9 protein-coding genes and 1 tRNA gene are annotated in these 13224 nt (G+C 49.7%); all 10 read left to right on the plus strand.

The genetic code is table 11. From position 1 onward, the window contains the following. Window positions 1–95 precede the first annotated feature (95 nt). The 10 genes from DUT67_RS02730 (at window position 96) to DUT67_RS02775 (ending at window position 13132) form a co-directional block, all read left to right on the plus strand. Window positions 96–1808, plus strand: coding sequence for a DUF6138 family protein (locus tag DUT67_RS02730; protein ID WP_113633185.1), 1713 nt, complete (start codon window positions 96–98; stop codon window positions 1806–1808). A 61-nt stretch (window positions 1809–1869) separates the two neighbouring features. Next, window positions 1870–2796, plus strand: coding sequence for a D-2-hydroxyacid dehydrogenase (locus tag DUT67_RS02735; protein WP_113633184.1), 927 nt, complete (start codon window positions 1870–1872; stop codon window positions 2794–2796). A gap of 368 nt (window positions 2797–3164) precedes the next feature. Beyond that, window positions 3165–3962: a hypothetical protein gene (locus DUT67_RS02740; RefSeq protein ID WP_113633183.1), complete on the plus strand. Its 798-nt coding sequence runs from the start codon at window positions 3165–3167 to the stop codon at window positions 3960–3962. Window positions 3963–4412: 450 nt separating this feature from the next. After that, window positions 4413–5891, plus strand: a complete 1479-nt coding sequence (locus DUT67_RS02745; RefSeq protein ID WP_113633182.1) for a hypothetical protein — start codon at window positions 4413–4415, stop codon at window positions 5889–5891. A 301-nt stretch (window positions 5892–6192) separates the two neighbouring features. Next, window positions 6193–6268, plus strand: a tRNA-Gly gene (locus DUT67_RS02750). Between the two features lie 388 nt (window positions 6269–6656). Beyond that, window positions 6657–7358 (plus strand): ABC transporter ATP-binding protein, encoded by a 702-nt coding sequence (locus DUT67_RS02755; RefSeq protein ID WP_113633180.1) that lies wholly within the window; start codon window positions 6657–6659, stop codon window positions 7356–7358. Beyond that, window positions 7351–8595 (plus strand): ABC transporter permease, encoded by a 1245-nt coding sequence (locus DUT67_RS02760; protein ID WP_113633179.1) that lies wholly within the window; start codon window positions 7351–7353, stop codon window positions 8593–8595. The genes DUT67_RS02755 and DUT67_RS02760 overlap by 8 nt, the downstream gene beginning before the upstream one ends. Beyond that, window positions 8588–10054, plus strand: coding sequence for a TolC family protein (locus DUT67_RS02765; RefSeq protein ID WP_113633178.1), 1467 nt, complete (start codon window positions 8588–8590; stop codon window positions 10052–10054). The genes DUT67_RS02760 and DUT67_RS02765 overlap by 8 nt, the downstream gene beginning before the upstream one ends. Then, window positions 10047–11312 (plus strand): HlyD family secretion protein, encoded by a 1266-nt coding sequence (locus tag DUT67_RS02770; protein ID WP_113633177.1) that lies wholly within the window; start codon window positions 10047–10049, stop codon window positions 11310–11312. Before DUT67_RS02765 ends, DUT67_RS02770 begins: the two co-directional genes overlap by 8 nt. A gap of 170 nt (window positions 11313–11482) precedes the next feature. Then, on the plus strand, window positions 11483–13132 hold the full coding sequence (locus tag DUT67_RS02775) for a DUF4153 domain-containing protein (RefSeq protein WP_113633176.1): 1650 nt from the start codon (window positions 11483–11485) through the stop codon (window positions 13130–13132). Window positions 13133–13224: the final 92 nt, after the last annotated feature.

The raw sequence follows: 13224 nt of genomic DNA on the forward strand, positions 1-13224 counted from the left end.
AGCGCGCTTCGTGCTACCTTTGGCGGTTGGTAAGCATCATCAATACTGTTTTTTGGGGCAAAGTTTCATCTGCGATAAAAAGGAAAAAGAGAAAAATGACGGATAGCCATTCAAACGAAACCGGGGTATCACCACAACACGAACTGCCTTTGCGGGATGAATCGCTTAAGGTCATCAGCGAATGGTTTGACGCGCTGGAGAAAAGAGTTGGTGTTGATAAGATCGTATCGCGCACCACGCTGCAAGCGGGTATCCATAACGATGTGGTACTGGATTATGCGCCGGGCCGGACGTCGATATCCTCTGAATCGAAAAGTGACGCTGACGGACTGTCGCCCGGTAGCCGAAAAGGGGAGTTGAGTGTGGTGCAGATCGAGGAAGATGTGGTTCCTGCGCTGACTCAGGCTATTGCCCAGCGGGTTGCGAAACTCGCAGATACTGCGGTGATTGACTACCGATTTTGCTTCCGTGCTGTGCTTCCGGCGATCGAAGGTCGTCTGCTGGTCACGCTATTTACGTTCACCAACGAGGTGAAAAAACAGCAGCTACTTGAGTCTATTCACGCCTATATCGATCAGCATCTTACCCACGGCACTGCGCCGACTGAGACGCTGCAAACTTTCTTTCTGGCTCGTCACCTGCTTGATGTACAGCTTTTTCCCGCGCAGGATATCCACTGGATCATCACTCAGTTTGAACAAATTCAGCAGCGAAATGCAGGGCATGCGGAATTGTCGGAGCATCGGCGCAGAATCGTCAGTGCGTTAAAAGAATGGGTCGATCAGCAGTTTTTGTTGCACTATTGCGACGTGTCCCAGCCCGAATATTTTTTCGAACCGGAAATCTATACCCTCAAGCCCGGTATCGCATTGGATGTGCAGGATTCACAAACGCTTCACCCCGTTGAATTAGTGCTTTATGCGGCAGTCATGATTCTGCGTTATGAACCTTCCTACAGTAAGTCTCAGGCGCTGGAATATCTGGATATCGCGAAGCAGTTGGGCTACCCGCGTGCGGTAAGCATGATGGAAGAGGGAAGCGGCACATTTGAACAAGAGCAGATCAACCTGAAGAATGAATGGGTGGAATGCGTGGCGAATGATGTGTTTTCTACCATCACGGTGCGTGTTCGTAAGGAAAGCGCCGAAGCGTATGAGCAGGCGCTGCTTTTCATTACTCGTTTACTGACGCTCGGTTTTCCAAAGAGTTACAAGATTGTCCTGAAATCGTCTGCACGGCAGTACCTTCCCATCAAAGGGCTGGCAAAATCGGATACCCATCGCTTTTTTGCTAACGCGTTGCAGTATGCGTCGACCTATCCGCTTCTTGAGGATTATGCTCGTGCTGCGATTGAGAAATTTGAATGGTACGCCGATTCGGAAGGCGAGAAGTGCAGCATGCCGGGAAGCTATGCGGTGTTTGGGCTAGGTCTGACCGATGCAGGATATTTCCCGCTGGTAAAAGATTATATGGAAAGCGTGGATGACGAGCACCAATCGGTACACGGTGGCTTTATCCGTGCATTTTTCGATAAGCATGGTGTGACGGCACAGAACGTGGCGACACTGGTTGCCTGTCTGAGCCACGCGCCGGAAAGCCTAAAGTTGAACATGTTGCCCGCGCTAGAAGATGATGCCTTGTTCGAACAACTGGTCGAAGAGGTGCGGAAGCGAGAACCTGCGGTGATAGAACATATCTTGTATCTCATCTGGGGCAATGCCAAAAAGCTCGCCGCACTGGCGAAAAAATCGGAAGCGAAGCGCGGCGCGTTATTAACGTCGCTCATTCAGGCTTCGGCCGAATCTTAAATGTAATGACGACAATATTGGAGTGAAGCGCAGGTGCCTCACTCCGTAAAGGAACGTGCTTATGACTGCTATTCTGCTGCTGGACTCGCGTGCTGATGAAATCGGCTCCATCTTAAATCATGGAGCACCGGAGCTTGAGCTGGTGCTGTCAAACGGTACGGCAGAGCAGGCCGCGAGTTGTCCGATTTGGCTGGGCGAACCTGACACCGCAGCAGCATTACTGGCTCAGGGAGCCAAACCAAAGTGGCTACAGTCTACTTGGGCAGGGTTCAAGCCGCTGTTGGCTGATGGGTTACCGCGCGATTATCGTTTAAGCCGCGCTGTTGGCGTGTTTGGGCAACCGATAGCCGAATATGTGATTGCCTATATGCTCAGACATGAACTGCGTCTGGGGGAGCGGCAAATCAGTCAGGAAGAGCGGCGCTGGGATCATCGCCTGCCGGGGTCGCTGGCGGATAAAAACGTGCTGATTGTTGGTGCGGGAGAGATCGGCTGTGAAGTCGCTGGTTTTCTACGGCCTTTTGGCGTCGAGCTATACGGCATCGTCAGTACGCCAAGGCATCGGCCTGATTTTAAAAGGATCATGAGTCTGGCGGAATTACCAGCCGCAGTACCCGAAGCTGATTATGTCATCAACCTTCTGCCAGATACCGCGGCAACTGCTGATATCTATGATGCTGATTTGTTTGCGGCCATGAAGCCTTCTGCACTGTTTATCAATGTCGGGCGCGGTAGCGCCGTGGTTGATGATGATTTGCAAGCTGCGCTGCGTGATGCGCAGATTGCGGGAGCGGTGCTGGATGTCTTCAGGCAAGAGCCGTTGCCGTATAGCCACCCGTTCTGGAAAACACCGAACCTGACGCTGACGGCACACATTGCCGGACCGATGGTCCCGGGGCTGATGGGAAGATTATTCCTGGATAATCACGCTCGCTTTCATGCTGATGATGCGCTGCGTGGAGAGGTGGATTTTAGTCGCGAGTATTAAATATATTATTAGTGTTGAATTAATTTTATTGATAATTATTTCGTGATAGCTCTATTCTAAAGAATTCTGAAAAATAACCGTTAAGACTATATTGGGATTGCATAATGCAGTCCTAATGTAGCGGGTTCCAAGTGCTGCGTTCAGGGGAAACTCCCTTATTAGGCTGACTCAAAGATAAGTGAATATTGAGATAACCTATCGCGATATATCTATATTCGGTGGTTAGCATATTTTACGGTGTGCTGGTGGCCCAGTTCAGAAAGATGTTGGTGCAGGAGAAAAAACATTACTCATGTCACATTGAGTACATTTGCAGGGAAACCTTGTCGCACAGCATAAAATTATGACACACAGGAGCAAATGGTATTATGAATAGTATTTCTACATTTGGACCGCACACAGTGGCGCATTCAGGGCAAAGTAATCTAGCGATGAATAGCCAGACTCAACAACAGAATGTCGCGAATAATAAAGCCGTATTAACGGGAGAAACCAGTGAGCGTCAGGTTGTAGAGATAAGTCCGGAAGCGCTCTCTAAATTTCAGGCTGAAGTCGCAAAACAGAAGTTGGATGGTGCGACACCTGAGCAGCGTAGAACGACTGAAGGGGCGAGTGTTGTTCAACCTGGTGAAGAAGAACTGGCCAGACGCAGTCAATTAGCCTCTGCGGATATTAATATCGAGGAGTATATTGCTGGACATCATCGTATTCGTGAATCCGATGAGGCAATTCTCCATCGTATCGCTGTACAAGAACAAATGAATAAAACGTATGTATCCTTTCTTGATCAGCTTGCTGAAGAGCATCCTGATTTACAGGGGGCATTTTTCGGCTTTAGTGTAAATAAAGATGGAACGTTATTCGTGACGCAAGCTGATGGGTTGAACCGGGAACAAATTAATCGCTTGGAAAAGGCGCTGAATGATTCTGAGGGAATGGTTACATTAGCTAATCAACTGGCGGATGCCCAGATTGCGGAATTTAATAGTCGCCTTGGACTAAAACCCAACGTAACGCTTAATCGAGATACCTATGGGCAAACCATCGATATGGGACTCGAGTTCTTAACCAGATACTTATCTAGCTTCGCGACTCATGATGGAGATGCCGGTGGGATCCATAAAAAAGCGATGGATAGCACGTGGGATAGTCAACTCTATAAATAGGTTATCGCATTTCTAGTGATGCTAAATGTAGAGGTCGACTCATCGTAGACCTCTACAGCACGAGTAATGAGAGCCGTTCACTCCAAGGCGTGGAACTCTTCACGTTGTTGGCACCAGATGGTGCCAAGCGATTATTTCTGGATAATGTCTCTCCGCTTTATAATGTCTCTCAGCTTTCATGCTGATAATCCGCTCTGTGGAGAGGTCAATTTTAATCGCGAGTATTAAATTATTATTTATGAAATTAAAATGATTGAATTAATTGCTATTAATGATTGTTGCAATTCGATCATTTGGAGTGATTTCATTTTAAATGTTTTGTAAAAATTCATTGAGATTATGTAGTGTGTCGATGTAATACTACTCTCGCTCAAAATTCAGTATCTGTTAATTTATAAATAATAAGTCTGCTTTTTATTTGAGAATGCTCAAAAATAAGGAAATATTGGGATGAGATATCATCGTTTAAATTTATACCTCGCAGCAGCCGGATTGGTGTTCTGCATGGGCTCTGCGCTTGCAGAAACCAGCGTTTCTGTTGAAGTGAAAGATATCGGGAAACTGCAAAAAAAAGGCACGGTTTCTCTCTTTAATGCACCAAATAATATTCAAGCGGATGCCGGGAGTTATTATAAATTCCACAAAGCCGAAAATGAGGGGGTTGTCGTTATTGCCCCTAATACATCAACGGCGCAGGCTGATGACAAAAGTGCACAAAAAAAGTCGTTATCCAGCAGTCAGGCTCTGGCCAATGACAGTTCCTTTACCCCGCTGTGTCCAACGCTTGCAGTAAACTCCATTTATACGCTGGATGGGCTGCAAAGTGGGGGGAGCGCCTGCTATCATTTCGAAATCACCCAGCGTTCTAAAACAACTGCTTTCGCCGTAGGAATGAGTCCTGAAACCGATATTGCTCTCAGTTTGATGCGGGACGATGGCCAGAATAATGTGACGGCAATTAATTATTCTGATCAAGCGGGGAATGCTGATGAGGCTACGCTGAATTTAACACAACCGGGACATTACTATTGGTTTATGGAAGCCAAGACAGCGGATGGTTCTGGTTTTAATTTTGGCGCTATCGTTAATACGAATATAGATGCTTATGAGTTAAATGATATTCCTTCGCTGGCCTATCCTTTACCGGATGGTTTAAATCTAATTGGCGGTAATTCTGATAGCGATTCTGATGCGGATTACTACACATTTACCGCAATACGTGGCCAACAGGTTTTTCTGCGTCTTGATGGCGTTGATAGCGGAACGAATAATAATTGGTTACTGGCGTCTTCTACTGACGGCGGAAATAACTGGACAACGCGTAATACCGCACAGGGATATAGCATTGTTCCCTCTCAGCCCAATGATAAAATTTTGGTGCGAGTGTTGCCGAATCCATCAAGATTACCAACAGTCTCTCAGGTTTACCGCTTGTCGCTAGGCTCCCGAATTGCTGCAGGTTCTATCTCTGTTGAGGGAGAAAGTAATGTTCTGCGTATCCCAAATGCGGCACCAACAGCTTTTGGATTTATGACGACACAAGCCTATCGCGATGTTACCTGGCGTGTACGTGCTGCCGATTCAACGGGAGTGGGTATTGCCAATATTAAAGCGAATCTTTATCTCGATCAGCGAGAAAGCAATGGTGAATTGGTGTTTGATGAAAGCAATCTTCATAGCATAACGACCAACGCAAACGGTGATGCTTCAGGGATTGTGAAGTTGGATACCTGCCATGCCGATTATACGACGCAGTTCCAAGAGCACAGTCAAGGTTATATCAATACGTGGAGCACAACCTATGATGTCGGAGCATGGCGTGTTGAAATCCCTGCTCAGATAGGGTCTGGTGTTGGTGGGGATAATGTCACTCATGTCACCTTCGGGCACATTTGTAAGCAGAACTTGTTGAAAAGCGTAAAATCCTGATACGCAAGCAAATGAAAGATCTGACCGCCTGACTTCAGGCGGCCGGTTGTGGAGGCGGGCTTATGGCTTCGCCTCCATAGCTCTGGAGCCGATCGACACTGCACGTGTACGGCAATCTTTTTCAGTGAAAAGGGCTTGCCACGTTAGGTTGATTGGTACATAATGCTGACCGTTGAATCGTTTATTGGTAAATAGTGATACAATTCATTAGGTTACATGCGATTTAACAGGGTTAAATTAATTTTGGTTTCAGCATGGTTTTGTTTTTGCTGAAAGTAAAAGATAATAAATCCGATTCTATGCGGGAATAGCTCAGTTGGTAGAGCACGACCTTGCCAAGGTCGGGGTCGCGAGTTCGAGTCTCGTTTCCCGCTCCAAAATTCTTCATCGTCTTCATTACTCTCCCTTTCTTAATCTGACATCCGGTTTTATCACTGTTTGCTATTTCGTTTAACCTCATTAAACGTCGATATTTCCACGCGCTAAATAGTACTTCTGTTAAACATCACCATTAACCTTCTGAAACCTGTGTGCTAACACTTTGGCTATCGTCACATTAAAACTATTAAAGTCTTCTGCTGTCATGGTCGTTAAGTCACTAGAGGCATTGTCATCTTTACTTGGCGCTTGTATCGATTGACGATGCCGTTATGGTCTGAAAATCGGGCAATGACGGAGAAAGCGTCTTAGGCGGCTTTTCCTAAAGCACAAACAGTAGGATAATTCAGTTAATGTGATGCTCTAGGGGATCAATAAGAGGCAAGGATGTCTGATGAAAGAGTAACGGATCTGATCTGTTTACAAGGCATTTCACACACCTACAGTACCGGTGCTTCTTCTCAATCGGTGCTTCATGATATTTCACTGTCCATTCCTGCTGGGCAAAGCTGCGCTATCGTTGGTGCATCGGGTTCTGGCAAAAGTACCTTGCTCAATATTATCGGTTTACTCGATCAGCCCGTTTCCGGGCGTTTGCTGCTTGCCGGGAAAGATATGACTCAGGCAAATGCAGATGAGCGCGCCATTCTGCGCAACCAAGTTATTGGTTTCGTCTTCCAAAGTTTTAATTTGCTGCCGCGTCTGGATGCGTTGGATAACGTCGCACTTCCTTTGACCTATCGTGGCGTGTCTCGGCAGGCCGCTCGCCAAGCCGCGCAAGTACAACTGGCTCGTGTCGGCCTTGTTGAGCGAAGCCACCATCGGCCAGCCGACTTGTCTGGTGGCCAACGTCAGCGGGTCGCGATTGCACGCGCACTGATTGGCGAACCTGCACTTATTCTCGCGGATGAACCGACTGGCAACCTTGATAGCCAAACGGCTGATGACATCATCATGCTATTGCTGGCACTGAACCGTGAACAGGGTACGACGCTCGTGATGGTGACGCATGACGAAGGCATGGCTTGTCGTATGGCTCGGCGTATTCAGGTGCAAGATGGTCGAGTCCATGAGGTGAAGCATGTCTGACCCTCGTTTACGAATACAAGCGCGTCAGACCCAGCAATCCCACTATGGTCCTTCGCTGCAACAGCGTCTGCTTGAGCCGTTGAACAGCCTCATTCTTCTGGGGCGACGTGCGGTTCTGGCTCTACTGGGGATCGCCGTGGGGTGCGGTTCTGTTGTCGCTTTGCTCAACATTGGGCATAACGCGGAAGCTGAAGCCTTGGGAGTATTCAGAGGCATGGGCAGCGACCTGCTGGTCGCCACTATTCAGAATCGAGTAGGAAAGCATATTACCAGTTTGGCTCCCACTGACCTGGATATCCCCGCTTTGCGACGGAATCTGCCTGATATTAAGGCGGCAACCGCGTTAATTGTTACTTCCACTGAGGCGCGATTGCGTGGCCGTTCACTGAGTACCATGGTTGTGGGCAGCAGGGCTGAATTGTCTGAAGTATTAGGGTTGACGCTAGCGCAAGGTCGCTACCTGAGTGATTTCGATGAGCAAAGTACTTACATCGTGCTGGGTGCGAATGTTGCAGCGCAATGGGCATCGCAGGGGGGCATGGCTACTTTAGGCGAGCGCGTGCAGGTGGGGGAATATTTGTTTGAGATTGTGGGAACCCTGCAACCGCAGGGACACAATCCTTTGGTTCCTGTCTCGGTTGATGACTCTATCCTGATGCCTATCTCAGGTATGCGCCGTATCATGCCAACGCCACAGATCGTCAGTGTGATTGCACGCAGCGGCAGTGGCACGCTGATGCAAACCGGTTCACGGTTAAAGGATTATTTGGCGCCTCTTATGCCGAAGCTGGATATCGATGTGCAAATCCCACAGCAGTTGCTGGAAGGAATGGCGCAGCAGTCGCGGATGTTTTCATGGTTGTTGGCCGGGCTGGGAGGGATTTCTCTGCTGGTAGGTGGAGTCGGGGTAATGAACGTCATGGTCATGAATGTGTCTGAACGACGTCGTGAAATCGGTGTTCGTATGGCGCTGGGCGCGCGACCGCGCGATATTGCTGGGCTGTTCTTAATGGAGGCTGTTGTGCTGTCCGCTTGTGGAGCCCTGATTGGGGCGGCATGTGGCGTCGTAGCGGCGTGGCTGTTTGTCTTTTTTTCAGATTGGTCAGCGTTTTCGCTCTCGGCATTGTCACTTCCCCTTGGTATTGGCAGCTCACTGGCGATCGGCCTGTTTTTTGGGCTTAATCCTGCGATGACGGCGGCTAGGCTCGAACCTGTACAGGCGCTGCGCGATGCGTAAATCTATCCTGTGTTTACTTATTTTGTTTTCTGCTCATGAAGGATATGCAGAAACGTCTTTGAATCCTTCTCAGGCAACGCGACAGGGGCAGCCAGCGGTTGTCACATCGCTGAATGCACAAACTATCGACCTCACGCTGAGTGATGCCATTTATCTAGGCTTACGTAACAATCGAGCGATCCGTAGCGCCTATCTGGATCGTATCGCGCAGAAATTTGATCTTCGAGTTGCGGAAGATCGTTTTACTCCCAAACTGTCGCTGATGGGCAGCTATCTTTCCAATCGTAATCAAAGCGATCGTTATCGGCAGGGCAATTTGACGCCGACATCGACATTGCTCACGCCTTATGGCACCCGTTTTAGCCTTGGCTGGACCTACCGCCACACGCTGGCTGATAGCGCCGGATTGTCGCGCAACGATGGTGCCAACCTCTCTGTGATTCAACCCTTGCTACGCGGTGCCGGTAAAGACGTCACTACCGCGCCGGTTCGTATTGCACAACTGACTGAGCAACTGAATCGCCTTGCGCTAAAATCCACCGTTTCGCAGACCATTACGCAGACTATTGCCGCCTATCGGGAACTGCTCCGATCGCAAGAACAACTGCAAATCGCTCGTGATGCATTAGCGCGTGCGCGACAACTGGTCGACGTCAACCGTGCGATGATTGACGCAGGCCGTATGGCTGAATTTGAAATTGTGCAGACAGAGGCTGAAGTTGCCACGCAGGAGCTGGCGTATGAAGAAGCCAGAAACCAGCTGGACATGGCACGCCTTGCGTTGCTGCAACTACTGGCATTGGATTTAAATTCTCTGATTGTGGCAACGGAATCCATGCAAGCACAGCGCGTTGATGTCAACGCTGCACAGGCGTTACAACAAGCTGAATCATCGCGGCCTGCCTATCTGGCGCAAGTCATCGCTAACGAACAGGCGGCGCTCGGGCTGGCGGTGGCTCGTAATGATCGCCTGTGGGATGTGTCGTTGATTGGGGGAGCGAGTCAGGTGCGCGACCGCGCAGCACAGAGCAGCACCTCGCGAACCTGGGAGAATTATGTCGGCGTTCAGGTGGAGATCCCTATCGGTGATTTGAGTACGCGTCAGGCTGAGGTACAGGCGCGAGTCAATGTGCGTAACCAGCACATTCAGTTGGATGAAGTCAGGCAGCAGCTTGAGCGTGATGTCACCAATGCAGTGCGTGATATTGGTACGCGCTGGCGGCAGTTTGAGATCTCCCAACGTGCGCGCGATTTATCACGCCGTAAGCTGGAAATTGAACGAGAAAAACTCACAGTTGGGCGTTCCAGTAACTTTCAAGTGCTGAGCTTCGAGAACGATTTACGCAACGCTGAAAACGCTCGTCTTAATGCTCTTATCAGCTATCTCAATGCGCAGGCTGAATTGGATGAGACGCTGGGCACCACATTACAAAGCTGGGATATTGCACTCAATGATTAGGTATGACTTTCTGTCTCGCTTGCGTCGGCGTCACCTTATTATATTGTCGCTGATCGCGGCATTTAGTGTGCTCATTTGGTTGTTGGCAGGGCGTTTGGGTGAGCAGAAAAACGCTCCTCAGGGGCAATGGTTGCCCGTCCATAAGCAGTTACTGGAGAATCAATTAGGGTTGGTTGGACGAATCCAAGCCGCGACGCAGACAACGCTGGCAGCTCCTTTTGAAGGCGTTATCCGTGAAGTGCTGGTGCGTGAGGGACAACGCGTCGAGCAAGGGCAAACGTTACTGGTTCTGGATCCTGGGCAAATTGAGATTCAGTTACGTCAGTCGCAGGCTGAAGTGCTCAAGACGCAGCGTGAGGTGCAATCGCTTAGGCAGTGGGAGCAAAGCGCTGAGGTATCACGTGCACGACGTGCAGTAAGCTCAGCGCGATCTACTTTTAGCAATACGCAAGCCAATCTGCGGGATACACAGGCGCTGTTTGAACGTGGCATCGTCGCGCGTATGGAAGTTGATACCTTAAAGCAGCAAATTCGCTCACAGGAGCAAGATTTGGCTGCGGCACAAGAGGAACTGCGAACGGTGCTGGCGCGTGGGAACGGTGAAGATCGCAAGATTGCGGAGATGGAGTTGACCAACGCACAGGTACGCTATCAGACGCTGGCTGCTCAGGTCGAACGACAGACCGTCAAGGCGCCGTTTAGCGGTTTTGTGGTGCGTCCGGCGACACCTGATAACGGTAAGCCTGTGGTCATCCAGCCCGGTTTGCTGGTTAGCCAAGGTGCGCCGCTGTTTAGTGTCATTGCGCAGGACCATTTTCAGGTGGCGACTCGGATAGAAGAGACTGACCTGCATCAATTGCAAGAAGGAATGGCGGTTAACGTGAGCGGGGATGGTTTTGCCGGACAAACGCTCACAGGAAAGGTTGCTGCGATTGATATGCAGGCCAATGCTGCTGATATATCAGGCAGCGGTGCTTACTATGATGTGGTGGTGTCGCTTGATACACCGTTGGCGGACTTAAAGCAAAACATTAGGCTGGGCATGAGCGCACGGCTGGCTATTATTGTCTATCGTAATGAGCAAGGTATCGCTGTACCTGCACAGGCTGTACATACCAGTGAGAAGGGCGATACCTATGTAATTTATCGTCCGGTTGCCGATGTTCCGCCAAAGAGAATCAATGTGACGTTGGGGAAATCGGTGGCACAGGGCGTGGAAATCTATGGGCTGGAAGCGGGTGAAGTGCTGATTCCCTAACTATCTGCTGATTGCAAATGACTAAACGGTGACGTTGGTATGAACATTGAAAATGGGGATAGAGCGGAAGGGCGCGTGAATCAGTTGAAGAGAGACCTATTCACTCAAGTTACATAAATTCGATGCTAAAGTAGGTCGTTCATTTACTGCTATCGACAAAAGGATTTGCCATGCCTGTCCGTTCCCCATCGTTAACGTTTTATCTGGTTATTGGCCTGCTCCAGGGGCTTTTGCTTGTTGCCGCGCTGGAAATGAAGGAAGGCGTTCTTCAGGCAATGTTGATCACGATGGCGACGGTTGGCGGAATCAGTCTGCAATTGCTGGAACGTACTCTCCTCTTGAAAAAGACGTGGCTATTGGCCAGCGTGCTAACCGTGCTGATGACCGCAATCAGCGGTTGGGTTCTTTATGAAAATGGGTTATTCCGGCTGCTGGATTCCTGGATATTGTGTGGCATCCTTCTCGGTTATATCGGCTGTACGTTTATTTGCTGTTGGCCAACTCAGGAAGGGCGATGGCCGTCCTATGAAGCACTCTGTAAACATGCCTGGATCGCTATTTTTACTGTGCTATTGGCCTGGCTATTAGTGCTGGTAGTCGTGCTGCTGCTCGTACTGTGCGGCATGCTGTTTAACATGTTGGGTTTCCCGCAGGTTAATAAAGTCTTCGGTCATTATCGATTCTATATGCTGCTCTTGCCGGTGGTGTTTTCTATCGGCATGTATATCGGAATGACCAAGGAAGCGGTGATTGGGTTGCTGCGTGGGATCCTGTTATCGGCGTGCCGTTTCCTGTTGCCGTTTAGTGCGCTGATCACGGTGATTTTCACCTTAACGCTGCCTTTTAGCGGCCTTGAGCCAATATGGAATACCGGTCGTTCCGCCTTCATTCTGCTGTGTCTGGTGGGCGTGAATCTCTTTCTGATCAACTGTACATCCCAGGATGATAACGAAGGGCGCACTTATCCGACGATGCTGCGCGTGCTGGTTAGTGTCAGCGTGCTGTGTCTGCCTGTTTTGGTCGCGTTGGCGGGCTATTCCAGCTGGCTGCGCATCGAACAGTATGGCCTGACCCCTTTCCGCTTTCAGTCGATCTTCGTGGTGGCAGTCGTGATGCTTTACAGTCTGGCGATGGTGTGGGCCGTCATTCGTCGCTCAGATGTCTGGTTGGGGCACTTGTGCATGAGCAATCCGCTGCTCGCTGCCGTCATTTGCGTTCTGGCGATATTGCTGCATACGCCGTTGTTAAACCCAGAGGCGTTTAGCGCGAGAAATCAGGTTCAGCGCCTGCTTAGTGGAAAAACGCCGGTCGATGAGTTCGATCTGTGGGCGCTGCGCGATGGGCTGGGAATGGCAGGCAGGAAGCAGTTAACCTGGCTGACTAAAGAATTGGAGCAGGACCAAATACTGGATGCAGCAGGGCGTCAGGCACTACGCGATCGGTTGCAGGGGCGAGCGGCAAAAGTGCAACCTGTTCAGGTTGAATGGGTAGGGCCGTTGGAAGACGGGGTCGAAAGCATGTTGCAGGGCAACAATCTGGGTAACCGATGCCGAGAGGAGGCTTGCCTGCTCTTTGCGATTGATTTGACAGGTGATGGCCATAACGAAGTGCTCATTTTCCCTCGGGCTGGCTGGGGGGGCGGTGGCAAGATCCTTGCTCGCGATGAAAAAGGACAGTGGCAGATTGCAGCCAACCTGTTTGGCACTATAAGTACGCAGCACCTGATTGAGCTGATTAAGGACGGTGAAGTTGAGGTTGTTACGCCGCGCTTCAAGACCGTCAGAATCGGCGAGCAGAATATGGAAATCACGTATCCCTGATTCGGTGTCAAGTTAGGTATTACTTATTGATTCGATAAAGACAACGGATTGGTGATAGCGATCACATTTCTGTACTTTAGCCACATGCGAAA

The organism is Pectobacterium peruviense (assembly GCF_003312355.2).
Classification (GTDB): Bacteria; Pseudomonadota; Gammaproteobacteria; order Enterobacterales; family Enterobacteriaceae; genus Pectobacterium; species Pectobacterium peruviense.